Annotated in this window: 22 protein-coding genes and 1 tRNA gene; 15 read left to right on the forward strand and 8 right to left on the reverse strand. The window is 46.9% G+C overall.

The window, feature by feature from the left end:
- Positions 1 to 162: 162 nt before the first annotated feature.
- Together FHW36_RS11680 and FHW36_RS11685 are read right to left on the reverse strand one after the other, a co-directional pair.
- Positions 163 to 246: transfer RNA gene (locus tag FHW36_RS11680), tRNA-Leu, on the reverse strand.
- Positions 247 to 376: 130 nt separating this feature from the next.
- A complete protein-coding gene (locus FHW36_RS11685; protein WP_145667933.1) occupies positions 377 to 1,189 on the reverse strand; it encodes a 2,3,4,5-tetrahydropyridine-2,6-dicarboxylate N-succinyltransferase in 813 nt (270 codons plus the stop codon).
- Between the two features lie 138 nt (positions 1,190 to 1,327).
- Between FHW36_RS11685 and FHW36_RS11690 the strand changes: the two genes are divergently transcribed.
- The 6 genes from FHW36_RS11690 to FHW36_RS11715 all read left to right on the forward strand — a co-directional run bounded on the left by FHW36_RS11690 (position 1,328) and on the right by FHW36_RS11715 (position 8,759).
- A complete protein-coding gene (locus FHW36_RS11690; RefSeq protein WP_145667936.1) occupies positions 1,328 to 2,467 on the forward strand; it encodes a glycosyltransferase family 4 protein in 1,140 nt (379 codons plus the stop codon).
- A 15-nt stretch (positions 2,468 to 2,482) separates the two neighbouring features.
- Complete coding sequence (locus FHW36_RS11695) at positions 2,483 to 3,049, forward strand: L-threonylcarbamoyladenylate synthase (protein ID WP_145667939.1); 567 nt, start codon at positions 2,483 to 2,485, stop codon at positions 3,047 to 3,049.
- 68 nt (positions 3,050 to 3,117) lie between these two features.
- On the forward strand, positions 3,118 to 4,554 hold the full coding sequence (locus tag FHW36_RS11700) for a CCA tRNA nucleotidyltransferase (protein WP_145667942.1): 1,437 nt from the start codon (positions 3,118 to 3,120) through the stop codon (positions 4,552 to 4,554).
- A 103-nt stretch (positions 4,555 to 4,657) separates the two neighbouring features.
- Positions 4,658 to 5,233, forward strand: coding sequence for a plasmid pRiA4b ORF-3 family protein (locus tag FHW36_RS11705; RefSeq protein ID WP_145667945.1), 576 nt, complete (start codon positions 4,658 to 4,660; stop codon positions 5,231 to 5,233).
- A 103-nt stretch (positions 5,234 to 5,336) separates the two neighbouring features.
- Complete coding sequence (gene miaA, locus FHW36_RS11710; protein WP_145667948.1) at positions 5,337 to 6,236, forward strand: tRNA (adenosine(37)-N6)-dimethylallyltransferase MiaA; 900 nt, start codon at positions 5,337 to 5,339, stop codon at positions 6,234 to 6,236.
- Positions 6,237 to 6,326: 90 nt separating this feature from the next.
- Complete coding sequence (locus FHW36_RS11715) at positions 6,327 to 8,759, forward strand: ABC transporter permease (protein ID WP_246121136.1); 2,433 nt, start codon at positions 6,327 to 6,329, stop codon at positions 8,757 to 8,759.
- Between the two features lie 73 nt (positions 8,760 to 8,832).
- Here the strand turns inward: FHW36_RS11715 and FHW36_RS11720 are convergent, their stop codons facing one another.
- Entirely contained in the window at positions 8,833 to 10,389 is a 1,557-nt protein-coding gene (locus FHW36_RS11720) for an OmpP1/FadL family transporter (RefSeq protein ID WP_145667951.1), read from the reverse strand.
- A gap of 159 nt (positions 10,390 to 10,548) precedes the next feature.
- Positions 10,549 to 11,610, reverse strand: coding sequence for a hypothetical protein (locus FHW36_RS30490; RefSeq protein WP_186452450.1), 1,062 nt, complete (start codon positions 11,608 to 11,610; stop codon positions 10,549 to 10,551).
- Positions 11,611 to 11,895: 285 nt separating this feature from the next.
- Here FHW36_RS30490 and proS point away from each other — a divergent pair, with 285 nt between their 5' ends.
- The 3 genes from proS (at position 11,896) to FHW36_RS11735 (ending at position 17,178) form a co-directional block, all read left to right on the forward strand.
- A complete protein-coding gene (gene proS, locus FHW36_RS11725; RefSeq protein ID WP_145667954.1) occupies positions 11,896 to 13,371 on the forward strand; it encodes a proline--tRNA ligase in 1,476 nt (491 codons plus the stop codon).
- Positions 13,372 to 13,504: 133 nt separating this feature from the next.
- Positions 13,505 to 16,420 (forward strand): sensor histidine kinase, encoded by a 2,916-nt coding sequence (locus tag FHW36_RS11730; protein WP_186452400.1) that lies wholly within the window; start codon positions 13,505 to 13,507, stop codon positions 16,418 to 16,420.
- Entirely contained in the window at positions 16,417 to 17,178 is a 762-nt protein-coding gene (locus FHW36_RS11735) for a LytR/AlgR family response regulator transcription factor (RefSeq protein WP_078672331.1), read from the forward strand. The genes FHW36_RS11730 and FHW36_RS11735 overlap by 4 nt, the downstream gene beginning before the upstream one ends.
- Before the next feature lie 254 nt (positions 17,179 to 17,432).
- Here FHW36_RS11735 and FHW36_RS11740 read toward each other — a convergent pair whose 3' ends face one another.
- Both FHW36_RS11740 and FHW36_RS11745 read right to left on the reverse strand, forming a co-directional pair.
- Positions 17,433 to 18,860, reverse strand: a complete 1,428-nt coding sequence (locus FHW36_RS11740) for a trypsin-like peptidase domain-containing protein (RefSeq protein WP_246121137.1) — start codon at positions 18,858 to 18,860, stop codon at positions 17,433 to 17,435.
- A 407-nt stretch (positions 18,861 to 19,267) separates the two neighbouring features.
- Positions 19,268 to 20,266, reverse strand: a complete 999-nt coding sequence (locus tag FHW36_RS11745; protein WP_145667975.1) for an acyl-CoA reductase — start codon at positions 20,264 to 20,266, stop codon at positions 19,268 to 19,270.
- 94 nt (positions 20,267 to 20,360) lie between these two features.
- Here FHW36_RS11745 and FHW36_RS11750 point away from each other — a divergent pair, with 94 nt between their 5' ends.
- From FHW36_RS11750 to FHW36_RS11770, 5 genes are all read left to right on the forward strand, one after another.
- On the forward strand, positions 20,361 to 20,708 hold the full coding sequence (locus FHW36_RS11750; RefSeq protein WP_145667986.1) for a 4Fe-4S dicluster domain-containing protein: 348 nt from the start codon (positions 20,361 to 20,363) through the stop codon (positions 20,706 to 20,708).
- 93 nt (positions 20,709 to 20,801) lie between these two features.
- Positions 20,802 to 21,149: a 4Fe-4S dicluster domain-containing protein gene (locus tag FHW36_RS11755; RefSeq protein WP_145667997.1), complete on the forward strand. Its 348-nt coding sequence runs from the start codon at positions 20,802 to 20,804 to the stop codon at positions 21,147 to 21,149.
- A gap of 148 nt (positions 21,150 to 21,297) precedes the next feature.
- Positions 21,298 to 22,284 carry a D-alanine--D-alanine ligase gene (locus FHW36_RS11760; protein ID WP_145668007.1) on the forward strand — a complete coding sequence of 329 codons (987 nt, stop codon included), beginning with the start codon at positions 21,298 to 21,300 and terminating at the stop codon, positions 22,282 to 22,284.
- Between the two features lie 28 nt (positions 22,285 to 22,312).
- Positions 22,313 to 23,125, forward strand: a complete 813-nt coding sequence (locus FHW36_RS11765) for a PASTA domain-containing protein (protein WP_145668020.1) — start codon at positions 22,313 to 22,315, stop codon at positions 23,123 to 23,125.
- 52 nt (positions 23,126 to 23,177) lie between these two features.
- A complete protein-coding gene (locus tag FHW36_RS11770; protein ID WP_145668028.1) occupies positions 23,178 to 23,483 on the forward strand; it encodes a rhodanese-like domain-containing protein in 306 nt (101 codons plus the stop codon).
- A gap of 98 nt (positions 23,484 to 23,581) precedes the next feature.
- Here FHW36_RS11770 and FHW36_RS11775 read toward each other — a convergent pair whose 3' ends face one another.
- Together FHW36_RS11775 and FHW36_RS11780 are read right to left on the reverse strand one after the other, a co-directional pair.
- Positions 23,582 to 23,974, reverse strand: a complete 393-nt coding sequence (locus tag FHW36_RS11775; RefSeq protein ID WP_145668031.1) for a RidA family protein — start codon at positions 23,972 to 23,974, stop codon at positions 23,582 to 23,584.
- An 8-nt stretch (positions 23,975 to 23,982) separates the two neighbouring features.
- Complete coding sequence (locus FHW36_RS11780) at positions 23,983 to 25,110, reverse strand: hypothetical protein (RefSeq protein ID WP_145668033.1); 1,128 nt, start codon at positions 25,108 to 25,110, stop codon at positions 23,983 to 23,985.
- A gap of 176 nt (positions 25,111 to 25,286) precedes the next feature.
- Here FHW36_RS11780 and FHW36_RS11785 point away from each other — a divergent pair, with 176 nt between their 5' ends.
- The gene (locus FHW36_RS11785) at positions 25,287 to 26,042 is read left to right on the forward strand and encodes a hypothetical protein (protein WP_145668036.1); all 756 of its coding nucleotides are present in this window, start codon (positions 25,287 to 25,289) and stop codon (positions 26,040 to 26,042) included.
- Positions 26,043 to 26,059 lie beyond the last annotated feature (17 nt).

Genomic DNA, 26,059 nt, shown 5'->3' on the forward strand with positions numbered 1-26,059 from the left:
TAGAAACGCTCTTCGAGGGGTACGGGATGTAGAATTCTTTCTGTTTAGATTATATAAACTTTATGCCTAATCCCCCAAGTTTTCAACTTGATCCCTTGATCCTTGAATACTTGGGGGCCTGCCTAAAAACAAAAATGGACAAACCTGAGTTTGTCCATTTTGTGCCCAGAACTGGATTCGAACCAGCACACCCTTGCGAGCGCTGCGACCTGAACACAGTGCGTCTACCAATTTCGCCATCTGGGCATCGCAGTGTCCCCGTTAAGGGATTGCAAAAGTACACGTTTTTTTAAATCTGCCAAACTTTTTTTCAAACCGGCAAAAAAAATCGCGCAGTAGGCATACCCGCTGCGCGATGAAGTATAAGAAAAATGATTTATACTGCTACGTTAAACTCACGTAAAGTGTCATTCAGACTGGTTTTTAGATCTGTAGAGGCTTTACGTTGGCCAATAATCAGTGCACAGGATACCTGGTATTCGCCAGCAGGGAACTTCTTGGTATAGGTACCCGGAATTACTACGCTGCGCGCTGGTACCCGGCCCTTGTATTCAATTGGCTCGCTGCCGCTTACGTCAATAATTTTGGTAGACTGTGTCAGCACTACGTTAGCACCCAATACAGCTTCTTTTTCTACCACTACGCCTTCTACTACGATGCAACGGGAGCCTACGAAACAGCCGTCTTCAATGATTACGGGGCTGGCTTGCAGGGGTTCCAGTACACCGCCAATGCCCACGCCACCGCTCAGGTGTACATGTTTGCCAATCTGTGCGCAGGAGCCTACGGTAGCCCAGGTATCTACCATGGTACCTTCGTCTACAAAGGCGCCAATATTTACGTAAGAAGGCATCAGGATACAACCTTTGGCGATATAAGCGCCATAACGGGCAATCGCATGAGGTACTACTCTTACACCCAGGTCTTTATAATTAGATTTCAATCTCATTTTGTCATAGAACTCAAATGGAGGCAATTCCATTGTTTCCATGGGTTGTATAGAAAAATACAGTAAAATGGCCTGTTTCACCCATTCATTTACCTGCCAGCCATTAGCCGTAGGCTCAGCTACTCTCAGATGTCCCTTATCTACTGCTTCTATCACTGCTTTCACCGCATCTGTATAGGAGGTTTCCTGTAAGAGGCTGCGATCAGCCCAGGCAGCCAGTATTTGTTGTTGTAATTCCATCTTTTTTTATTTTCCGCAAACATAATACGTAAAAAATAAAATTACGAATCAGGAAGGGGGAATTCGGGAAATCTTATCAGATATACGTAAATCGCCATCTGTAATTCGTAATTTCGCGTTTTCGTCTGATAGCGCTATATGAAAATAGGATTCGACGCCAAACGGGCATTCCAGAATAATACAGGTCTCGGCAACTACAGTCGCACGTTAATATCTTCACTGGTAAAGGATTTTCCGGGGGAAGACTGGTTCCTGTTTGCACCTAAGCAAACAACGATGTATGACCTGCGTAATATGCCGGCCCTGAAAGTGGTAACGCCGGTGAAAGCCCTGCACCGCTGGTTTAAATCCGCCTGGCGCAGTCGCTTCATCGTGAAAGACCTGTTGCGCTATCATATCAATATCTTTCATGGCCTCAGCCATGAGCTGCCCTTTGGGATCCATAAAAGCGGTATCCGCGCGGTGGTGACCATGCACGACCTGATTTTCGAAAGATACCCCGAACAATACAACCCGATCGACGTACTCACTTATCGCCGCAAGGCAAAGTATGCCTGTCGCTATGCCGATAGGGTGGTGGCTATCAGCGAACAAACCAAACAAGACCTGATCACTTATTATCATACGCCCGCAGAAAAAATTGAGGTGGTGTACCAAAGCTGTGACCCGGCTTTTGCAGAAATGCATAGCACGGCCAACATAGCCGCCATGGTGGCTAAATACCAGCTGCCATCCCAATATTTTCTATATGTGGGCTCGCTAATCGAACGGAAAAACCTGCTCGGCATTGTAACGGCCATGAATATACTAAAAGGAACACTCGATATCCCATTGGTGGTATTGGGCAGTGGCAGCGGTTATAAGAAGAAGGTGAAGCGTTTCCTGGAAGCCCACGGACTTACCAGCCGGGTGATCTTCCTGAATGAGAAGGCAAGACTCCGGAATGAAGAGTTGCCGCTGCTATACCAGGGCGCGGTGGCGCTGATCTATCCTTCCATATTCGAAGGTTTCGGCATTCCCATCCTGGAGGCGTTGTGGAGTCGTACTCCCGTTATTACATCCAATGGCTCCTGCTTTGCGGAAACTGCCAGCAATGCCGCCCTGTACGTAAATCCACTCGACCCTGCAACGATTGCGGAAGCTATGAAGGAAGTGGCAGGTAATCCACAGCTGGTAGCGGAAATGCGGGAAAAAGGCTGGCAGCATGCGCAACAGTTTACTCCGGAAAAATGCGCAGCCGCCATGATGGAAGTATATAAAAAAATAAATAACCAATAAATAACAACGGATAAAATGTTTGAAGACGATATCAGCGCGGCCATGCCGGTGCTGCGCAGCGGCGGACTAATCCTTTATCCCACCGATACCATCTGGGGAATTGGCTGCGATGCTACAGATGAAGTGGCGGTGAAAAAAGTATTTGCCCTGAAGAAACGCAGCGAAAGTAAAAGCCTGGTAATCCTCCTGGCCGATGTGCGCGACCTGTTGCAGTACAGCGCTAACCCGCTGCCTGATATTGCCGACATCATCGGAAGCTTTACCCGCCCCACCACGGTGATCTATGAAGGCGCCCTGGGCCTGGCGCCCAACGTCATCAGCGAAGACGGTAGCGTAGCTATCCGCATCGTGAAAGATCCTTTCTGCCGCCACCTGGTTAAAAGACTGCGTAAACCATTGGTATCCACCTCTGCCAATATCAGCGGAGCCCCATCCCCGGCTTCTTTTAAGGACGTGTCGGAAGAAATCCGGAATGGCGTAGATTACGTCGTAAAATACCGCCAGGACGATATCGAACCCGCTACGCCGTCCAGGATTATCCGGATAAACAAAGACGGTTCTATCGCCATAATCCGGGATTAAATTGTTTATTTATTACATTTGCGCCCTGGTTTCAGCGAAAGGAACAAACTTAACAGGAATATATTGATATGATCAGCAGCAAACCGTTAGATATACCCTGCTCCCTGCAGGAAAGAAAAGTGCTGGAAAAGATAGCCTTGGCCGCCCATGAACTGGGGGTGCCCGCCTATCTGATCGGGGGCTTTGTGCGGGACAAACTGTTGGGAAGGAAAACTAAAGATATGGACATCGTGTGCGTTGGTGATGGGATCACCCTCGCACATAAAGTCGGACAAAGCCTGGGCGATAATATCCCCGTTAGCTTCTTCAAAACCTACGGCACCGCCCAGGTAAAGTGGAACGACCTCGAAATAGAATTTGTAGGCGCCCGCAAAGAAAGCTACCGCCAGGAATCCCGTAACCCGGAAGTAACTGCAGGTACCTTGCAGGACGACCAGAACCGCCGCGATTTTACGATCAACGCCATGGCTATCAGCCTTAGAGATATCGATTATGGTACCCTGCTCGATCCGTTTGATGGACTAGCAGACCTTGATAGAAAACTGATCCGCACACCCCTGGCGCCTGAACAAACTTTCAGCGATGATCCCCTGCGCATGATGCGGGCCATCCGCTTCGCATCCCAGCTGCAGTTTACCATCGACGAAAGCGCCTTCGCAGCTATCCGCAGCAATGCAGAACGTATCCGCATCATCTCCCAGGAAAGAATTACCGATGAGTTTAATAAGATCATGCTCTCCCCTAAACCATCGGTGGGCCTCGACTTATTATATAAATCCGGCCTGCTCAAAATTATTTTCCCTCAAATGATCGATATGGTGGGAGTAGAGATGTACGAAGGAAAAGGGCATAAAGATAATTTTTATCATACCTTGCAGGTAGTAGATAATATCTCGGAAAATACCCGCGATCTCTGGCTGAGATGGGCCGCACTGCTACACGATATTGGTAAGCCCGCTACCAAGAAATTTGAACCAGGCCACGGCTGGACATTTCACGGCCACGATGCGGTGGGAGGGAAGATGGTCACCCGTATTTTTACCCGGCTGAAATTACCACTGGGCGATAAAATGAAATTGGTGAAAAAACTGGTAGAACTGCATCTCAGGCCTATCAGCCTCACTAAAGAGAATATAACAGACTCGGCTATCCGCAGATTGCTGTTCGACGCCGGCGATGATATTGAAAGTCTCATGATGCTTTGCGAAGCAGATATCACCTCAAAAAACAGGGCCAAAGTAAAACGCTACCTGGAAAATTTTGAACTGGTGCGCAAACGCCTCAAAGAAGTGGAAGAAAGCGACAAAATCCGCAACTGGCAGCCTCCTGTAACCGGTGAAATGATCATGGAAACTTTCGGCCTGAAACCCGGAAGGATAGTAGGTGATCTCAAAAACGCCATCAGGGAAGCTATCCTGGATGGCCATATCCCAAATACATACGAAGCAGCATACGCTTTTTTATTGGAAAAAGCGGGGGAATTGAATCTCACCCCTGTTAAATAAAATTGGTAATTTTACGTAACCATAATAACAACTAATCATCAGCATAGGGGCTACCGCTCACTGCGGCCTGTTTAAACATTATCTAACATATAACCTTTTTGTCATGCCGGTTTTGAAATTCAGAGTTTACTGGGAAGAAGATGAAAGTGTCTACAGAGACATTGCCATTAAGCCGAATCAGACGTTTTTATTATTTCACCAAGCTATTTTGCAGGCATTCGAATTTGACTCAAAACATAAAGCTACTTTTTTCCGTAGCAATGATAACTGGCAACGCGGCCGCGAAATTATCCTCGAACTGGATAACCAGCCACGCAAAGCGGAACCCTTGCTCATGGCGGATACCATGATCGCCGCCGCCGTAAAGGATCCTAACCAGAAATTTATTTACCTCTACGATTTCGCTAAAAACTGGTCTTTCCTCGTAGAACTGATCGGTGTTTCCAAAGACGAAAACAGCAAAATCACCTACCCCGCCTGCGTACGTAAAGAAGGCCTCGCGCCCAGTCAATACGGCACCAAAGGCCTCGTAGGTGACAAACTGGTGGAAATGGAAGAAAAATATGACCTCAACAAAGAAGGCATGGATGCCGATGGATTCGGTGAAGAAGGAGAAGAAAGTGATGCCATGGGCGGGGATAGCGAAGAATTCGGCGCAGAAGAAGAAAGTAGTTTCTAGTTAATTTATCCAATACGATATAACGGAGTTTTGGGAAGATGCTAACAGCCATTGTGCTACCTGTCATCTGCTCAAAACTCCGTCACTTTTCAGCTCATCAGATATGCAAAAAACGGTCATTGTCATCGCAGGACCCACTGCTTCCGGTAAAACAGCCCTGTCCATACAACTGGCACAACTGTTCAATACCGCCGTGATCTCTGCCGACTCCCGGCAGTGCTACCGCGAAATTACCATCGGTACTGCAAAGCCCTCTCCCGAAGAGCTGGCGGCCGTTCCCCATTATTTCATTAATTCTCACAGCATAAAAGAAGATATCAACGCCGGCATCTACGAAAAACTCGCCCTCGGCTATGCCCGGGAAATATTTCAACAGAACGACGTGGCCATTATGTGTGGTGGGACTGGCCTCTATATCAGGGCCTTCGCCGAAGGAATAGACGATATGCCCGCTATTCCACCCGGTATACGCACCCATCTCAATGAGCAATTTGTTCAACACGGCATCGCCTGGCTTCAGCAACAGCTCCAGGAAAGAGATCCGGACTTCTATGCCATCGCGGAAACCCAGAACCCACAGCGCCTCATCCGCGCCCTGGAAGTGCTCAACGCTACCGGAAAATCTATTACCACCTTCCGCACCGCCAATCGCATACCCCGCGATTTCCGTATCATCAAAATAGGGATCACCCTCCCTAAAGAACAACTACATCACAATATTCACTACCGCGTAGATCAAATGATCCACGCCGGCCTCGTGGAAGAAGTACGCTCGGTAGCCCCCTACCGCGAACATAATGCATTGCGCACCGTAGGATACCAGGAAATCTTCCAGTTCCTTGATGGACATATCTCCCTTGATCAGGCCATCAACGATATCAAAACGCATACCCGCCAATATGCCAAAAGGCAACTAACCTGGTTCAGGAAAGATCCCGCTTTTCAATGGTTCGACCCCCGCCAGGTGAAAGACATCGTTACCTGGGTACAGCAACAGCTATAACCTTCATTTACGAACAACCACTGTATCAAAAACGAACACCATTTATTTATATTGTATATATAAATATTTTACTTTTATAGAGATGGGATCATGGCACTCCATTCGCTGCTCCGCTTTCCAAACCATCACCTCCAGAAGGTAAAAGAGCCGCTTATGATTAAAAACTACCTGAAAATTGCCTGGCGCCAGCTCACTAAGAACAAGCGCTTTACCACGCTCAACCTGGCAGGCCTCTCTACCGGTCTCGCCTGTACGCTTTTGATATATTTGTGGATACACGATGAACTGAGCTTCGATCGCTTTCACCAGCACGACCAGCACCTGTTCCAGGTAATGGAAAATAAACCACATGAAAAAGGCATCGTTACCTCCGGGGAAACACCGGCCATGTTAGCGGAAACGCTTGTTACCACCATGCCGGAAGTTGCATATGCAACGGTGAGTACACACCCATCCTGGTTTCCTAAAGCAATAATGGCCGCCGGTAAACAACGCAGTAAAGCCGGTGGCATTTTCGCCGGGAAAGATTATCTCCGCGTCTTCTCCTATCCACTACTGCAGGGAAACGCACAGCAGGTATTGCAGGATAAAAACGGCATCGTGATTTCCGAAAAACTTGCCCAGGCACTCTTTCATAATGCAGCAAGTGCAGTAGGGAAAACCATCAGCTGGCAGTTCGATATCATTAAAAAAAGCAGCATTGTTACCGGGGTCCTGAAAAACATGCCGGCTAATTCCTCGGTGCACGTTGATTTTATACTACCATTCGATGCGTTCAAAGATATCATGAACATTACGCAGATGGATCCGCAAGGCCCCTTCCTCACGTACCTGGTCACTAAAGATGGCGCCAACATACCCGCGTTTAATGCAAAGCTGAGCCGATACATGACCAGCATCACGCCAGGTGCCAGTACGCCGAGGCAGTTGTTTCTCCAACGGTACAGCAACAACTACCTCTACGGTGATTTCGAAAATGGCGTATCAACAGGAGGGAGGATCAGCTATGTAAAATTATTTTCACTCATCGCGCTTTTTATCCTGTTGATTGCAGGCATCAACTTCGTCAATCTCTCCACTGCCCGGGCTTCCGACCGAATGAGGGAAATGGGTATCCGTAAAGCTATTGGCGCCAACCGCGCTATCCTGATCTTCCAGCACCTGGGGGAGTCTATGCTGATGACTTTCCTCGCACTCCTCATCGCGCTCTTACTGGTAACCTTGCTGCTGCCACAATTCAACCTTATTACAGGTAAAACATTATCATTGACGCCCACACCAGGCATGGTGTTGTCTATACTAAGTATCACCTTTTTTACTGGTTTACTGGCGGGCAGTTACCCAGCTTTCTATCTCTCCGGATTCAATCCACTCACGGTATTGAAAGGAAAACTCCCCAGTGCAACAGGGCAGCTGCTCGCCCGAAAAGGGTTGGTGGTATTCCAGTTTACGCTCTCCGTATTATTCATGGTGGCAGTAATTACCATCTACCGGCAAATCGCTTATATACAGTCTAAAAATCCCGGGTACGATAAAGACAATGTAGTATACTTCGATGCGGAAGGCAAAGTTGCCAAAGAAGGCATGCCGGCTTTTTTAGCAGCTGTAAAGAAAATCCCAGGCGTCGTAAATGCCTCCGGCATGGTAGGCAACCTGCTGGGTGCGCCTTCTATGGGTTACACCTGGAAGGGGCGCGGGATAGATGAAACGATTATCTACCGCCCGGTGCAGGTCAATTATGATATGATAGAAACACTGGGCCTGGAAATGGCAGCTGGCCGGTCGTTTTCACGCCGCTTCGGTACAGATAGATCCAATATCATCTTTAATGAAACCGCCATCAAAGCCATGGGTATTGCCGATCCGGTGGGAAAAGTGATCTCGTTCAATGGCATCACCACCACGATCATAGGAGTGGTGAAGGATTTCCATTTCCAGTCGCTGCACGAAACCATCAAGCCCCAGTTTTTTACGCTGGACTTTCACAACAGCACGGTAATGATTAAAATAAAAGCAGGACAAACAAAAGCGGTGCTCGACAAACTGGCTGCTTTCTACCAATCGTACAATCCGGGATTTACCTTCGATTACAAATTCCTGGATGAAGATTACCAGGCGCAATATATCGCAGAAAATAGGGTGGCGGCGCTTTCCCGGTATTTCACAGGGTTGGCGGTATTGATTTCCTGCCTGGGATTATTTGGCCTGGCCATGTTTACAGCAGAAAACAAACGCAAGGAAGTCAGCATCCGCAAGGTGTTAGGCGCTACGGTGACCAATATCGTGATAATGCTATCGAAAGAGCTGCTGCGTGCCGTACTACTGGCGGTGTTGATTGGATTACCACTGGCCTGGTATTGTATGGATCGTTGGCTGAATAGCTTTGCCTGGCGTATTCAGCTGGAACCAGGTGAGTTCCTGTTGGGAGGTGGTGCTATCCTGGGCATTACAATATTAACAGTGAGTTACCAGACCATCCGCGCAGCTACTGAAAACCCAGTGAAGAGCTTGAAAATGGAATAATGTCAAACTTCTGATAAATAACAGGTCCGGGTAGGTAGTACCCGGACCTGTTATTTATCAGGAAATAATTTGCTTAAAATTTAAACCCGATGGTCAGCATAATATTGCTCCGCGTGTAATCCAGGCTGGCTGCCTTTGGACTGAGGGATGCTTCATACACTGTATAAGGCTGGTATCTGTCGTTACCCTGTGTATAGGCGTAAGTAGCATCTGCATAAAAACCCTTGTTGCGGAAACCGATACCACCGCTATATACTTTACGCGAAGCATCTATACCGGCGTTATAAGCATCATTGCTGTAGGGGTTGGCATACCAGGCAAAACCGGCTCTCACTGCATACATCGACATGAATTTCAGTTCAGCGCCTGCACGTAAATTGGACGTAGAGCGGTAGATAGCATTGATATTATTGTTTAACAGGTTCTGGGTGCCTTTATCATCACTCATCCGGAACTTACCGCTGGCCTGGTTTACAAACTCGTAATCAGCCGTGATAAAGCCCTGTGTGCTGCGCGGATCCTGCAGGTTACCAAAGAAGTAGGACACGCCGGCAGCTGCACGCAGCGGAGCGGTAAAGTTGTAGTCACTTTCTACGGCATAGCCATTGGTTTGATCAACAGAAAATGCGCTCACCTCTTTTTTTCCATCTTCTACATCCGAGTAAAGTTCAGAAGTAATGGCGTCATGCAGTGAATAGAAAGTTGGTGTCACAAAAGTACCTCCCACTCTAAAGCGATCCGTTATTTTGTAGAGAATACCCACTTTACCGCCAATACCCAAACCAGTACGTTTCAGGTTTTTGTAATAGTCGAAGTAAGAGAAATTGTTGTTCGGGGCTTTGCTTACATCATCTTCCGACCAGGTGAGAGATTCCTTGTAGTTGATGCTGGGCAGGTTCAGGCTGGCGCCAATGTACAGACGATCGCCATAGTTACCGCCGATGGCAAAAACATATTCGTTCAAACCACCTTCTGTTTTCAGCATACCGCGTTGGTCAACAGATGGAAGGTTCCCAATTTGTCTTTTGGGAGAAGCTAAGCTCATCGGTTCTTTATTACCTCCGCCCGTTGGCTGGAAGTCGGCAATCAGCCCGGTGCTGAAGCCGAGGTCAGTACCCAGGGCCTGGGTAGCTTTGTTACCGCTGAAAATATCATCTACCCAGGAATCGGAATAAGAGGAATTGGAATTCCTTCCTGCAATAGCGATTTGGTTATTATAGTTGGCCAGGCGGTCCATACCCAGTGAAAAAGTGATGTTGTTCCAGGTACTGCGGCCGCTGTTTTTGTTGGTGGCAAAGATTACCCCGATGTTAGGCACCTGGAAATTGCTCCGGTTACCAGTCGTCTTATCTCCATTCGGATTAGGTAACCAGGTAGATGTATTATTATTGATATTGACGGCTCCGGAAATCAGGAATTCTCCTGTTTTAAATACGGCAATACCTGCCGGGTTAATATGTGCGGATGAATAATCTCCTCCCAGGCCAACGCCTGCTCCGCCTAACGCCTGGGTTCTGGCGGTACCATGAGGTTGTAAGGGCGAATAAAGCAATGCATCGTTGGAACTCTGTGCCAGGGCTGTCGCAGAAATAAACAAGCCGCCTAAAAGAGGATAAAGTCTTTTAATCATGATCTGTGGTCTTAAATATTGAGATTTGCTTGCAGGTAAACGCTGTAATTGCTAACACGTACTGCAGTCTGTATAACGGTTATATAGGCAAAACCTTGTATGGAGACAAAAAATAAGCGTAGATTTTTAGGCTACGCTTATCTTGTCAATGTTTTTTAATTAACGGCCCCCTCTGGAAGGACGGCTGTAACCGCCGCCTCCGCCACCGCCGGAGTTACCACCTCCGCCGCCGCCAACACGACCACTACCACCGGAAGGAGGAGAGTAGCTAGGTTGACTGGGTGCAGGTCTGCTGTATTCTACACGCTGTGGACGGGAATAATTGCCACCACTATTGTTATTGCTCGGATAATTGTTATAGTTGCCAGAAGGACGAGAAATAACAGGTCTTTCAGAGCTGCTCTGTTGGAAAACTCTGCGGGGTCTGTCTCCTGATGGGTTTACATAACCACCGTTACCATTGCCGTTCACAGGCTGCAAAGTACCACTCCGGGAAGGACGGGAATAACCGCCATTGCCGCTGCCGCCTACCACACCGCCACCACTGGTATAGCTGGCCCTGGGAATTCTTTCACCACTGGATCTTACCGGGCCGTAGGAGTTAGAAGGACGGCTGGTGTAATAACCACCACCATGTCCCCAATATCCACCGCCATGCCCCCAATAACCACCACCATAATAAGGGTAACCGCCATAGTAGTAAGAAGGCCAGTAGCTGCCGATGTAAGGATAACCCCAACCACCATAGAAACCGGTGGCCCATGGGCTATAGTAGCCGCCTCCCCAGCCCCAGCCTAAGCCCAGGCTCAGAGAAGGACCATAGAAGCTGCTATATGGACTGTAACCCCAGCCAAATCCGCTGCCCCAGCCCATACCATAACTGCCGAAATACAGGTTGGAAGCCGCATTGTAACCATCCCAGTAACCACCGGAATAGCTGCTGCCACTGCTGCCAAATCTGTTTAAACGACGCTGGTAATCGCCCTGGTCATCGTCATAGGTCACATAGTTACCTTCATCCTGTACACCTTCTACATAGTTACCATCATTCTCATCCTGGCGGCTATTGCCGTTGGATCCGTTGTTGGAGGCATAGGAGCCTTGCTGCTGCTGACGCGGAGAATAATAAACATCATCCGGTGTCTGAGCCGTTTTATATGTGCTGGAACACGCCCCCAATGCGAGCGATGCTGCCAGTCCCATGTATAATATAGGCCTCATTTGAAATATATTTTAAGCGTGATTCGTGTAGTAAATTTACTTCTTTTTAACGGATTTAATAGTCAGAAAGTTACAATAACACAGACGACTATATAATATTTTGTGATAACTGTTTGCACAGTTATGTTTTTCATCTATGTTTGTGGCATTTTCTTCTTACGTAAAATTCGACAAAAACTAAGCCAATTCAGCCTTTATCAGCCGACTGGTGAAGTTATTTTTGTCAGGATAAATTGATGCGTAATTAGTTTGAAAACAATGATATATAAATAAGGTATAATTTTTATGAGTAAAGAGATTACAGCCCGCTCGGAAGACTATTCAAAATGGTATAACGACCTGGTATTGAAAGGCGGACTGGCAGACTACTCTGCCGTGCGGGGATGTATGGTAATTAAACCATACGGCTTTGCATTATGGGAAGCAATGCGCGACGTACTGGATCGCAAATTTAAGGAAACCGGCCACCAGAACGCATATTTCCCGCTGTTCATCCCCAAAAGCTTTTTAAGTAAGGAAGCCGCCCACGTAGAAGGCTTCGCAAAAGAATGCGCCGTAGTAACACACTACCGCCTGAAAAATGATCCAAACGGCGGCGGCGTTATTGTAGACCCCGAAGCTAAACTGGAAGAAGAACTCATCGTTCGCCCTACGTCCGAAACTATTATCTGGAATACCTATAAAGACTGGATTCAATCTTACCGCGATCTGCCGTTGCTCATTAACCAATGGGCCAACGTAGTTCGCTGGGAAATGCGCACCCGACTGTTTCTCCGCACCGCTGAGTTCCTCTGGCAGGAAGGCCACACCGCCCACGCCACCGCCGAAGAAGCCATCGCGGAAACTGAACAGATGCTCGACGTATACGCCGACTTCGCAGAAAACTTTATGGCCGTTCCTGTGATCCGTGGCGTGAAATCACCCAGCGAAAGATTTGCCGGCGCAGTAGAAACCTATTGTGTGGAAGCCCTCATGCAGGATGGTAAAGCCTTACAGGCCGGTACCTCCCACTTCCTGGGGCAAAACTTCGCCAAAGCCTTTGATGTACAGTTTTCCAATAAAGAAAATAAACTGGAACACGTATGGGCTACCTCCTGGGGCGTATCCACCCGCCTCATCGGCGCACTCATCATGGTACACAGCGACGATGAAGGACTGGTACTGCCACCTAAAATTGCACCTGTCCAGGTAGTGATCGTGCCTATCTATAAAGGTGCCGATCAGAAAGCCGGCCTCGATGAAAAGGTGAACGTGATCGTGAAAGCGCTGAGAAACGCCGGTATCATCGTGAAATACGACGACTCCGACAACTCCCGCCCAGGATGGAAATTCGCAGAATATGAAATGAAAGGCGTGCCCGTTCGCATCGCCATCGGTGCAAGGGATCTTGAAAACAATAGCGTGGAAGTAGCCCGAAGGGATACAAAAGAAAAAATGAGCATGTCGCTCGACGGACTACCAGCCCGCATCAAAGACCTGCTCGACGAAATACAACTCAATCTCTTTAATAAGGCTAAAGCTTACCGCGACAGCCACATTACCCGGGTAGATACCTTCGATGAACTGGTAAAAGTGCTGGATGAAAAAGGTGGCTTTGTATCTGCTCACTGGGACGGTACCGCCGAAACAGAAGAACAGATCAAAGAACGCACAAAAGCGACCATTCGCTGCATCCCGCTGAATAACCCGCAAGAAGCAGGTACCTGTATCCTGACCGGTAAGCCTTCCAAAGAAAGGGTGCTGTTCGCAAGAGCATATTAAGATCGTTTATTCCCTTATGGGCGTATTTTACTATATTGGCTGTATTCCATGTAATAAAATACGCCGGTAGGGGAATAAACAACTTTCCGTATATCCCTATTGGACAATTAATCACTAAAATGATCCAATGCCCTTGAACCGTTTTATAATGTTATGGGCGCTGGTCCTCTTCTCTAAGGTTACCACATGCATGGGACAGGGGCTCATGATCCGTAACTATAATGTGAAGGATGGACTGGCCAACGCAACTGTTTATGCTGCCGTGCAGGATAAAGACGGTTTCATATGGTTTGCTACACCCACCGGCGTCAGTAAGTTCGACGGGAAAAGATTCCGCAACTACACCAAAAAAGATGGACTTACCGACAATGATGTTATTAAACTGGCTGCCGATTCCAAAGGAAGGGTATGGTTTTTTACGCTCAACGGGAAACCCTCTTTCTACGAGAAACCACTCATTCACAGCGAAGAAAATGATTCATCACTGATCTTCAACAGTCGCAGTCACTACATGCAGTACGCCTTCGATGGAAAAGGCGGCTACGTTTGGTTTCTCAATACCAACAACCGTATCATTATGTATACGGGTAAAGAAACCGCCTATATACAGGGGGCGTTTGACCTCTTTCACATGATGCGCAACGACAGCATCTATCATCCATTGCAGCCATCTTTTCATTTGGATGGACTGGCAGATATGAATAACTCTACCCAGAAAATATTTCCCGTATGCCCGTTGCCGTTAGATGATTCCTCGCTGCATGCCCGGATCACGAATAAGGCCCTGGTTATCATCCGCAATACGCTGTATTCCTACACGGCAAAGGATGCCATTTGCTTTTTCAATGGCAGCGAATGGGGCATTCACGATGACATCAGCCACGTTTGTCTCGATAACGATAACCTCTGGGTAGGTACCCAGCGGGCGCTTTACTTCCTCAAAGATTTCTTTAAAGGACAAAGAAAAGTGACCAGGTTGCTCGATAACCACTACATCACTTCCCTCCTGAAAGACCGCGATGGTAACATCTGGATCACTACCTTCGGCGATGGGGTTTACAATATTCCCTACAAGAATTTTTATTTCAGCTACCTCGATAATACAAACGGCCTTTACTCGCATTCAATCTTCAGCATCTCCAAAGACAAAAAAAATAACCTGCTGCTGATAGGACAAAATGCGGGTATCCTAAATACCATGGATGCGGAAAATCGAATCCGCCAATACACGCTGGATACTACTTCCGGCCGAAATAGCCTGCTCACTATCCAGCCCCGTGGCGACAATAATATGCTTATTGGCACTGATAACGGGCTGTATAATTTTAATACCGCCACCCAGAAAGCAACACTGCTGAAAGCAGTCAGAATGCTGAAGGACGTGGATATTTCCCCTACCGGCAAAATCAGGATAGCCGCTAAAAACCAGGTGATCGCGCTCGATGATTATTTCATCGGTGACCTGGATATGCTGGTGAATTCCGTAGCCTGTATTAACGACTCCGCCTATTATGTGGGTACCAATACAGGACTTTATTACTGCACTGATGGTAAACGTCAGCTGATACCAACGGGAACGGATATCCTGCGTAAAGTTAATATCAAAGACCTGAAGTGGATAGATGGCTCCCTGTGGATCGGCACCAGCGATCAGGGCATTTACGTGATGCGCCATGATGCCATTGTGAAACATTTTTCTTCCGCCGATAACCTGGCCAGCGATATCTGTCAGCAACTCTATTACGATGGTATCGGCCGCCTGTATGTGGCTACTAACCGCGGGCTGTCGGTTATCGATGTGAAAAACGAATCCATTACCCGCAATATTACCTCCAACGATGGACTGAGTTCAGACGATATTCGTGGGGTCTATTCGGATAACGATCTGTTATACATAGCCACTTCCAATGGCTTATGCTATTTCAATGCAGATCATATCCCGGTAGACACCATCCCGCCAGTCATCTACCTGAATAATATCCGCTATGGCGACAGTACCTACATGGCCATCAATAATTTTGTGCACCTATACCGCCGCAAAGCTTCCTTTGAGGCCGAGTTTGGTACTATTGTCTTCGACCTGCCAGAACTGGTAGAATATCAGTATAATTTTTCTGGAGATACCACTAACGGATGGGTATCTACCCGGTCAAACATCATCCCGTTCCCTGACTTACAGCCAGGAACCTATAAACTGATGGTAAGAGCCCGTAAGTACAAGAGCGATTGGTCCAATACCCTGAGTATGGACGTAAGCATCCTGCCCAGGTGGTACCAGCAATGGTGGTCCAGGGGTATATTGTTGCTCGCGGCCCTGCTGCTGGTACTGGTTGGCCTGCGCTATATTATCCGGCGCATAAAGCAGGCAGAAAAACGGAAAACGGAATACAACCGGCGTATCGCTGAGTTGGAGGCCAAAGCGCTGACCAACCAGATGAACCCGCATTTTATTTTCAATTCCCTTAATTCAGTACAACATCTCATCCTTGAAAAAGAGGAGAAGCAAGCCCTGAATTTCCTGGCAGATTTTGCCACTTTAATGCGGCAAATGCTCAATAATTCCCGGAAATCCTATATTTCCCTGGAAGAGGAAATCGCCTTCCTGACCCGGTACCTGGAGCTGGAAAAGATCCGGTTTGCCCATTCCTTTACGTACCGCTTTATTATGGAGGATGCGCTGAAAGAGTATACCATTTACATTCCTCCCATGATTATACAGCCGATAGTGGAAAATGCCATTAAGCATGGCCTCGCTCCAAAAAATATTAGCGGTTACCTGGAAATAAAGCTGGAAATGGTGGATGATCTCTTATATTGTTCAGTAGATGACGACGGAATAGGCTGGGATAAGTCAAATAGCATTAAAAGTTCGAGGCTCATTAAACACGAGTCTACTGCATTAAGCGTGATTAAAGAGCGCTTGCAGATTATAAAATCTTTTAATGGAAGTGTTGGAAAGTTAGAAATTATTGATAAATTTAAATCTGGTTTCGGCAATAAGGAAGGTACCTTAGTTGAAATTCTGATTCCCATTGTTAAGATGTTATGAGTAATATAAAAGCTGCCATTGTAGACGATGAAGTCCGCAACATTCATATTTTACGCAATATACTGGAGAACTACTGCAAAGATGTGACAGTTGTCGGTGAAGCGCAAAATATCAATGAGGCGGCAGAAATGATCAAAAACAACCCCATTGATGTTCTGTTTCTTGACATCGAGATGCCACCACACAATGGGTTTCAGCTCCTGGAAATGTTCCCGGTCCTGAATTTTGAGGTCATTTTTATCACCGCATTCCAGGAATATGCGCTGCAAGCAATCAAATTTGCTGCGCTGGACTACCTATTGAAACCCATCAAGGTAAGCGAGGTAGAAGATGCCCTGGAAAAGGTAAAAAAGAGCAAGAAAGGCCGGCTCAATGAACTGGCGTCTATACTGAAGGATTATGTCAAAAACAACGATAACGCCTTCTCCAAGATCGTAATACCGGTGAATGACGGCTATAATGTCATCGACCTGAAAGATATTATTTACTGTGAAGCGTTCGACAGCTACACCAAAATCCAGCTGATCAACAACGTTTCCCACCTGATTTCCAAATCGTTAAAGGAATATGAGGAAATGCTCTCCGATAAAGGATTTTATCGGGTGCATAAATCCTTCCTGATCAATATCCACCATATCGTTAAGATCATTAAAGGCCTCGGTACGGCGGTAGTCATGAGCGATCAAAAGAACATTCCCATCTCCTCCCGCAAAAAAGACGAATTCTTTACCCAGCTGAAAGGGGTAATCAATCTGTAATATTATTAAATTTTTTTAATTATTAAAGCCGGTTGCTCAGCGCTTAACCGGCTTTTTGCTGCGTTCCCGTATTTCTTTACAGTGTTTACGGAATAGGTAATTCCCGTTTCAGATACTTGCATTATTTTTATAATGGGTTTTCATAGATATGGCTGATTGCATGATTTGCCTTTCCAGGTAATCCATGTATGACTTAATGGAAAAGCCCCCCATGGATCATGGGGGGCTTTTGAAAGCTTTATAACGGCTTAGACTTACAGGTTTTGTGAAGCGCTGCCGGTTGTTGAAATATTATAATAGTAGATGCTGTTGCCTCTTTCGGGGTAAAAACCGATGAGTTTCAGGTTTTTGTTCTTGTCCAAAGCACTGCTGAGTGCATCTACAGAGGTTACCGGGGTATCGCCGGCTTTCAGGATCACGAAGCCTGGCGCCATAGAAGTTTGTTTTTTCAGGATACCGTTGCCGATATCATTTACAATAACGCCGCCATTGATGCCTAACCGGGCTGCCTGGTCCTGGCTCAGTTCACCCAGATCAGCGCCTAAACGGTCCAGGGCAGTTACTTTCACCAGGTCGGTATTCCCTTTCAGGTTTTTCATGACTACATTATCCACCGTGGTTTCTTTGTTGCCACGCAGGTAAGTAATACTGACTTTATCGCCTGGTTTGTAACGGGCTACCTGTTCACCGAGTTGGGAAGTAGCCGGAATTTTTACGCCGTTAATAGCAGTAATCACATCGCCGGCACGCAGTCCTGCAGCGGCTGCAGAGCTGTTGGGCAGTACTTCTGTTACCTGTACGCCGTTTACGTTCCTTTTAATACCGGCATCTTTCAGCTCTTCATCGCTCATATTATTGATGAGGGATGACTGTGCATATCTCACGCCCAGGTAAGCTCTTTGTACGTTACCATATTTCAGGATATCGTTGACCACTTTTTTCACCAGGTTAACCGGGATAGCGTAGGAATAACCAGCATAAGAACCGGTGGGCGAAGCGATAGCAGAGTTGATACCTACCAGCTCACCAGCGGTATTTACCAGTGCGCCGCCACTATTACCCTGGTTTACAGCGGCATCGGTTTGTATAAAGGATTCAATAGCGCTGTTCATTTTACCACCGCTGCGGTTAATACCAATGGAGCGGGATTTGGCACTCACGATACCAGCGGTAACGGTAGCATCGAGGTTCAAGGGATAACCTACGGCCAGTACCCATTGTCCTATGTCCACGTTGTCGGAGTTACCATACATCAGGTAAGGAAGGCCTTTGGCGTCTATTTTAATGACGGCCAGGTCGGTGCTGGGATCGGCGCCTACCAGCTTAGCCTTGAAGTTCTGGTTGCTGTTGAGCGTTACATTGATTTCGTCGGCATCAGCGATCACGTGGTTATTGGTAACGATATATCCATCGCCGGAAATCAGCACACCGGAACCGGAGGCCATTTGGCCGGGAATGTAATATTTACGTCCGCCACCGCCACCATTGAATTCATCTCCGAAAAAGTCATCGCCAAAAAGATCCTGCAGGATACTGCGTTGACGCTGAAGGTTATTGCCATTCGTGACCTGGCGGGGATTGATTTTTGTTTTGATGTGTACTACGCCGGGAACTGCGGCCTTGGCGGCTATGGTAAAATCAGAGGGTGGGGTAGCGTTGGTATTGCCTTCGGAACCAGGCATATACCGTGCATAATTAACTGGGACTTCTGTGCCATTCTGATAAACTATCGGCTGCCTCGGTTGGAAATATTTGCCATACACAAATATGGAGGCAGTTGCCGTTACTGCACTGATAAGGACAGTTGTAACAATTTGCTTGAATTTCATATTATAGTGTGTTTGCGTGATAATTAATGACATAACAAGGGCATAAGATCAATTTGCATGCCCTTGCTACAAATTTAACAGGTACAACGAATGAAACGCAAGTACCCATATTTACTTTAACACATTTTTATCGTAATCGTTAAACACGGCTTAAAACCCCACTGACAGGGCTGTCAGGTTGCATGTCAATATAACAAGTAAATGCGACAAATTGTTAGAAGAGGGATGAATGGCAGGGAAGGCAGGCGCCTTCCCTGCGTTTATAATTCCAGGAGAAACTTCAGGGTATCTACGCCGTCGGCGTAGTCAATCAGGTTGGGTTGCTGGGCATAACCGAAAGGCGTAAATGACTGGCCTACCAAGCATTGGATAGCCTCTTCACCGGAAAGCTCCTGTTGCAGCTGGGCCATATCTATATAGTAGCTATAGTGCAATACACTGAGCGGAGAAAACAGGGCGGTATTTTCCTGCAGCAGTATTGTACCATTGGTAATATAAGGACTGCTATTCAGCAGCAGTAAGGCCAGGTTATAGTCGTAATTATTTTTGTATTTATGGTGTTCTGCCAGGTGGCCGTACTTGTCCAGTGCTTTCAGTAGCGGTACAAAATCGTAGTTGGTCGGTACATATATCTTAGTCACATTCCGGCAGCCCAGTCCGAAGTACAGCATAATATCATCTGCCAGGGCTTCCAGTTCAGCGGCTGATTCGTGGCCGGTAAGAATGGCGGCAGAGGTACGGTTATGCCGGATAATATGCGGGTATTTGGCAAAATAGTAGTGGAAATACCGGGCAGAGTTGTTGCTGCCAGTGGCAATATAGGCATCGCAGCCTTTCAGCATCTCCTGGATTTCGGTTTGATGGGCTAGGGCAGGATACCATTCGCCTATCTTTTCCAGGATATGTTTCAGGAGGATTTCGTCTTTGGCAGATAGCTTCATTTTAACCTGGTGTCCGCTCACGAAACCGCAAAGCCAGTCATGGAAGCCTACCAGGGGAATATTTCCCGCTGTTACGATGCCCACCGTTTTAGCTTCACGGGCCTCCGCTACTTTCGGGTAGCCCTCCAGCCAGTCTTTTAATTTTTCCGGGGAAAGGAAATACCGGGAGATATTATCCAGGGCGTTGTCTATAAAGGCAGGTGTAAACCATCCATTGGCGATAAAAGCGCGCTCTTTCACTGCTTCCAACTCGGGGCTTTTAGCGGCCAGATACTGCCCCAGGCGTACCAATGCGGCTTCTTTTTCTATAATGTTCATGAAACTATATAAATAATGACTTAATTAAACCGGGAAAATTTTATTTTTGTCACACAAAATTAATGGCTTACTACTTAATCAAAAAGTTTACACTATGGCAATTAAGATAACAGACGAATGTATAAATTGCGGTGCCTGCGAACCAGAATGCCCTAACAATGCGATCTATGAAGGCGGAGTAGAATGGGCCATTGCTGATGGCACCACCGTAAAAGGCTCCTATACCCTCATGGATGGTAGTGTAATGGACGCAGACCAGCGCAATGCGCCTATCAGTGTAGATACCTACTACATTGTGCCCAACAAATGTACAGAATGCCAGGGATTTCATGAAGAACCGCAATGTGCGGCTGTTTGCCCGGTAGATTGCTGTGTACCTGACGAAATGTACCAGGAAACGGTGGATGAGCTGATGGGCAAGAAAGCAAAACTGCACATCTAAAATATTTTAAAGGGAGCTTAAAAACCGTTCCGGCTACGGCCGCAACGGTTTTTTTATATCATTTTGAACAACAGCTAACCCAAAAATATACCTATGGCGCTTAAAATAACAGACGAATGTATAAGTTGTAATGCCTGCGAATCAGAATGTCCCAATAATGCGATCTATGAAGGTGGCGTAGAATGGGCTATGGCCGACGGCACCACTATCAAAGGCGCTTATACCCTGATAAATGGCAGCATTATGGATGCCGACCAGCGCAATGCACCTATCAGCACGGATATCTATTACATTGTGCCCGACAAGTGCACAGAATGCCAGGGATTTCATGAAGAACCGCAATGTGCGTCCGTTTGCCCGGTAGATTGCTGCGTACCCGACGACATGTACCAGGAAACGGTGGCGGAGCTGACAGACAAGAAGGCAAAGCTGCATGCCTGAAATATTTTAAAGGAAATTTAAAAAACCGTTACGGCTTTAGCCGGGACGGTTTTTTTTATGTAATTTGAACAGCAGCAGCTGTCAGGGCCGTTGCTCTTGCCAATTAACAAATAACCTTTAACTTTACCCGCTTATTGTAAAACATCTTATGAAGAAGAATATAGCTTTGGTAGCCGGTGGATATTCCGGAGAATATGTGATATCTGTGCAGAGTGCCGTAACAATTGAAAATAACCTGGATAGCAGCAAATATAATGTGTATAAGATCATTATCACAAAAGACAGCTGGAGCTATACAGCGGCCGATGGTGCCGTTGTGGAAGTAGATAAAAATGATTTTTCGTTGACCGTTCAGGGAAATAAAATCACCTTTGACGCCGTATTTATCGGCATCCATGGCACTCCTGGCGAGGATGGCCGCTTACAGGGCTATTTTGAAATGCTGGGCATTCCCTTTACCAGCTGTGGCATGGTTACCTCCGCCGTTACCTTCAATAAGAGCTTTTGCAATAAGATAGTAGATGCCCTGAACGTGGTAAACGTGTCTAAGTCAGTACATATTTTCCGCGATCAGCCTCATAATACCACCGATATCCTGCAACAGTTACGTTTACCCGTGTTCGTGAAACCGGCAGAAGGAGGCAGCAGTATCGGTATGTCTAAAGTAAAAACAGCGGAAGAACTGCCATCAGCTATTGATAAAGCCTTTAAGGAAGATGCGCAGGTACTGATAGAAGAATTTATCAAAGGCCGGGAACTCACCATTGGCTTGTATCGTGAAAATGGCGCCATTACGGTGTTGCCGATTACGGAAATAGTGAGCAGCAAGGAATTTTTCGATTACGAGGCCAAATACACCCCGGGGGTATCGAACGAAATTACTCCTGCACCCGTATCGGACGAGATTACCCGGAAAGTGCAGGAAACAGCTACCATCCTGTATAATAAGCTGAACTGTAAGGGTATTACCAGGGTGGATTTTATTTATGAAGAAGGCACCGGAAAATTATTTTTCCTGGAAATAAACACGATGCCGGGACAATCCGAAAACAGTCTGGTGCCGCAACAGGTAAGAGCTGCGGGGAAAACGCTGAAAGAATTTTATGGCGTGCTTTTAGAAGAAAGCATGAAGTAAGGATTATCACACTTAATATATCATTATCGTGTTCGACTTTATTACCAAACGCTCATTTGGGATCAACCTGCTCGCTGTTATCGCCATGTTCTTTGCACTGGCCCTGCTGTTCTTTTCTTTGCTGGGCGTGATCACCAAGCATGGACAGCAGCTGACAGTACCGGATGTGCGCGGAAAAAATGTAAAGGAAGCTATCAGCCTGCTGGAAAATGCCGGTTTTGAAGCTGATGTGAGAGATTCCATTTATATTGATTCCATTCCCCCACTGGCAGTATATGCGCAAACTCCCGATAAAGGAGCACAGGTAAAGGTGGGCAGAACCATCTACCTGACGGTGAACAAGACCGTAGCCCCTATGGTGAAAATGCCGGACCTGGAAGGGCTTACCTTCCGCAGCGCCGAAATGATGCTGAAAAGCCTGCGCCTCAACGTAGGAGATACCATCTATAAACCAGACTTTGCCACCAATACCGTATTACAACAGCTGTTTGGAGGCAAGAAAATAAAGCCAGGCACCCTGGTTGCAGAAGGTAGCAATATTACGCTGATCCTCAGTAGTGGTACCGGAAGTGTAGAAAACCCGGTGCCTAACTTCGTGGGACTTACCTACGCCGAAGCCCGGGAAATGCTGAGCGCCAGCAACCTGAACCCAGGCACGGTGATCATCGATCCAAATGTAACAGATACCGCCAACGCCTATATTATTAAACAGGTGCCGGCCCGCAAAAATGAAATCGGTGACTTTAACATGGTGAGAGCCGGTGAAAGCGTTGATTTCTGGTTATCTGCCAACAAACCGGTAACCGACAGCACGGCTACCCAGCCTGCTAAACAGGAATAAAAGAAATAGTGTAATTTGAACCTGATTTTAAATACTTTATAACTATACAACTATGCAAAATATAACAGCAGAAGAACTGAAACAACGTATCGACAACGGGGAAGAGCTATATATTTTAGATGTAAGAGAACCGCACGAACGCGCAGAATTCAATATTGGTGGTGTACACATTCCGCTGGGCTTTGTACAGCAAATGCAGGTAGATGAAATTGAAGACTGGAAGGATAAAGAAATTATCGTGTATTGCCGCAGCGGCAACCGTAGCGGACAAGCCTGTATGCTGCTGGATTCTATGGGCTTTACCAACACCAAAAACCTGGTGGGCGGTATGCTGAAATGGACAGAACTGTATAAATAAGCATAAGCGCATAAAGCAAAAAGCTATTGAAGCGAATGATCAGCGTGAGTAAATATCCGCTTAAATCATTCGCTTCAATAGCTTTTTGCTTTATGCTCCTATGCTTTCTGCTCTACAATGGCGGTAGCTTCCACTTCCACAAGGTATCGCGGATCTATCAGTTTGCTTACTTCCACCATTGTGGTAGCTGGTTTAATACTTTTAAAGAACTCTCCGTGTGCCCGGCCATACTCTTCCCATCGTGATATATCCGTCACAAACATGCGGGTACGTACTACATCATGCAGCGTGGCACCGGCGTTGATCAGCGCTGCTTCTATTTTAGCCAGGGCAAACCTGGTCTGCTCATAGGCGTCTCCTTCTGCTACTACCTTATCATTGTCGGAAGCAACCGTGCCGGATACTTCTATCACATTGCCGATCCTTACAGCCCGGGAGTAACCTACTTTCCCTTCCCAAAGGGCTCCGGAGGAATAATTGGTACGTTTCATATGCGTTGTTAAGGAGCACCTTGAGTGCGTTGCTCCTTACTAAATTTAACAATTTTCCCCAGCAAATCAAACCAGAACGGGGCGCCTAAAGAAAGCGCCAGTGCGGTGAGCGCCCATCCGGCCCATACCAGTCGCTTATTTTGCTGGAGAGGGTGGGTAAAGCCACAGCGGATGGTTACCTGCCCGTTACTACTATCGGCTACACAGCCCCGGCTAATGCCCAGCACATTCCTGGCATCGCCGGCATCGTTGCGGAGCGTGGCGTATATGCCTATCAGTGAGGTATCATTTACGAATACACGCAAGGAGGTATCTGCGCGGTAAAAGGAGCTGTCTTTATGTACCAGGTGCTTACTGATCAGGGTATCGGTAACAGCGGTATAAGCCGGGACCCGGCTGGCGGCCAGCTGCACCAGCTGCGTCCTTACATTTTTATCTTTCATCAGGATACGTGCAATGGCAATGGAATCGACATTAAAAACAGCGGCAATCACCATACCGAGGCACAACAACCAGGTTTGTGTTTGCTTGCGGTACCAGCCACTGGCGCGGGTCATGGTTTCATTGAACCAGCCTTCCAGTTCCACTCGGAAAGCTTTTATATCATGTGCCGCATCATCAAAAAGTTGTTGCAGGTGTTCCAGGGTATCCGGCGCTAAGTGCAGGTAATTGTCCCGCAGCGCGGTATAGATCATTTCCGGATCGCCGGGACTGGCAGCGGTAGTGGGTGGTTGCGCTTTATAACTGCTGCGCAGTAAATGAATGATGGCCTGTGAAAAAATAGAAGGACTGATATATGCAGGCCGCGAAGCAGCGGTATTTTCCCCCAGGTGGCGGATTGAGGGACTGTCGTAAAATTTTTCCAGGAAAGGACTGCCTTTGAAAGGCGCAAAGAAATAGATGATGCTCCAGCCTAATTCATAAAACCAGTTGAAAAACGTAAACCGGCGAAACCAGCGATGGTCCCGGCGCCGGGGATCTCCTTCCAATAGCCGCCGTAATCCTTTGGTAAGCCCGCGTGCCCGGGCATTCAGCATTCTTGCAATGAATTCCTGTACTACAGAAGCCAGCAAGCTATAAAGCAGGTAAATGAAAATAAGGCCGAGGGCCACATCTATGGCCAGGTTGCTAAACATAGGATAGTGTATTTAGTTGACATATATACATAAAAATAATAATTATTATTACTAAGTTACCCACCGGCTACGCAATGTATTTGTCAACTCACCGTTATCTTTGGTAGAGCGTGGTAAAAGACCACCTGTGTAAAACCATTTTCAGACATTATATATTTGCGTACATTTTAAGTTATATGAAATTGAAACATTTATCCCTGTGTATGGGGCTGGTGGTGGCGGGTAGCGCTTCTGCCCAGATCAAATACAGGGACACGGAGAAGAAGCCAACTTTAGTGCCTTACGACAGTAGTATCGCTTTCCAGCATCTTACACCAGATATTGCCCAACTCACCCTGGTAGGCCAGGAGATCACCTTTCTTAAACTGAATCCGAAACGCGGGGTGAAGAACAAGGAAGACTCACTACTGGAGAACATTAAGGTAAAAGCGGCCATAGAAGTGCCTTATAAAAGCGTACTTAGAGGTGGGCATCTTTATACGCCGTATAAGGCAATAGAGAATAAAACATTCAAAATTGTGGATTACGACCGGAAAAGTGCGGAGTCGGGCGAAGTTACACTGGTATTCACGTTGCGTGATGAAGACCGCAAGTTGTTGCTGTACCAGGTATCCGCCGACAACCTGGCGGGTACCCCGGTGATTATCAATGGCAATTATGAGTGGATGAAAAGGAAGTATGTAGGAAAACAGCTACATCTCCTGAAAGAAAATATAAAAACCACCAATATCCTGGCAGATAACAAGGACTTGAATCTGCGTCAGTCTGACGAATTTTGCTGTACAGACATTGCGGTTATTTTCTCCGGAAAACAAAAATTCGGGCAACCTTTTCTGATTGTAAAAAACGGCGAAAATGAAGAATTTGCCGTGGGGCTGGGCAAAAGAAGTGAATATGTAACCGGCCCGCTGATTGAAGAATTTGGGTTGTAAGGTAAAACAGAGAGCCG

The organism is Chitinophaga polysaccharea, assembly GCF_007829335.1.
GTDB classification, from domain to species: domain Bacteria; phylum Bacteroidota; class Bacteroidia; order Chitinophagales; family Chitinophagaceae; genus Chitinophaga; species Chitinophaga polysaccharea_B.

What these genes read in the sequence shown, in the direction of transcription:
- FHW36_RS11685 (WP_145667933.1), bottom strand. Translation starts at nt 1,189, where the DNA reads ATGGAATTACAACAACAAATACTGGCTGCCTGGGCTGATCGCAGCCTC.
- FHW36_RS11690 (WP_145667936.1), top strand. Translation starts at nt 1,328, where the DNA reads ATGAAAATAGGATTCGACGCCAAACGGGCATTCCAGAATAATACAGGT.
- FHW36_RS11695 (WP_145667939.1), top strand. Translation starts at nt 2,483, where the DNA reads ATGTTTGAAGACGATATCAGCGCGGCCATGCCGGTGCTGCGCAGCGGC.
- FHW36_RS11700 (WP_145667942.1), top strand. Translation starts at nt 3,118, where the DNA reads ATGATCAGCAGCAAACCGTTAGATATACCCTGCTCCCTGCAGGAAAGA.
- FHW36_RS11705 (WP_145667945.1), top strand. Translation starts at nt 4,658, where the DNA reads ATGCCGGTTTTGAAATTCAGAGTTTACTGGGAAGAAGATGAAAGTGTC.
- miaA (WP_145667948.1), top strand. Translation starts at nt 5,337, where the DNA reads ATGCAAAAAACGGTCATTGTCATCGCAGGACCCACTGCTTCCGGTAAA.
- FHW36_RS11715 (WP_246121136.1), top strand. Translation starts at nt 6,327, where the DNA reads ATGGCACTCCATTCGCTGCTCCGCTTTCCAAACCATCACCTCCAGAAG.
- FHW36_RS11720 (WP_145667951.1), bottom strand. Translation starts at nt 10,389, where the DNA reads ATGATTAAAAGACTTTATCCTCTTTTAGGCGGCTTGTTTATTTCTGCG.
- FHW36_RS30490 (WP_186452450.1), bottom strand. Translation starts at nt 11,610, where the DNA reads ATGAGGCCTATATTATACATGGGACTGGCAGCATCGCTCGCATTGGGG.
- proS (WP_145667954.1), top strand. Translation starts at nt 11,896, where the DNA reads ATGAGTAAAGAGATTACAGCCCGCTCGGAAGACTATTCAAAATGGTAT.
- FHW36_RS11735 (WP_078672331.1), top strand. Translation starts at nt 16,417, where the DNA reads ATGAGTAATATAAAAGCTGCCATTGTAGACGATGAAGTCCGCAACATT.
- FHW36_RS11740 (WP_246121137.1), bottom strand. Translation starts at nt 18,860, where the DNA reads ATGCCTGGTTCCGAAGGCAATACCAACGCTACCCCACCCTCTGATTTT.
- FHW36_RS11745 (WP_145667975.1), bottom strand. Translation starts at nt 20,266, where the DNA reads ATGAACATTATAGAAAAAGAAGCCGCATTGGTACGCCTGGGGCAGTAT.
- FHW36_RS11750 (WP_145667986.1), top strand. Translation starts at nt 20,361, where the DNA reads ATGGCAATTAAGATAACAGACGAATGTATAAATTGCGGTGCCTGCGAA.
- FHW36_RS11755 (WP_145667997.1), top strand. Translation starts at nt 20,802, where the DNA reads ATGGCGCTTAAAATAACAGACGAATGTATAAGTTGTAATGCCTGCGAA.
- FHW36_RS11760 (WP_145668007.1), top strand. Translation starts at nt 21,298, where the DNA reads ATGAAGAAGAATATAGCTTTGGTAGCCGGTGGATATTCCGGAGAATAT.
- FHW36_RS11770 (WP_145668028.1), top strand. Translation starts at nt 23,178, where the DNA reads ATGCAAAATATAACAGCAGAAGAACTGAAACAACGTATCGACAACGGG.
- FHW36_RS11775 (WP_145668031.1), bottom strand. Translation starts at nt 23,974, where the DNA reads ATGAAACGTACCAATTATTCCTCCGGAGCCCTTTGGGAAGGGAAAGTA.
- FHW36_RS11780 (WP_145668033.1), bottom strand. Translation starts at nt 25,110, where the DNA reads ATGTTTAGCAACCTGGCCATAGATGTGGCCCTCGGCCTTATTTTCATT.
- FHW36_RS11785 (WP_145668036.1), top strand. Translation starts at nt 25,287, where the DNA reads ATGAAATTGAAACATTTATCCCTGTGTATGGGGCTGGTGGTGGCGGGT.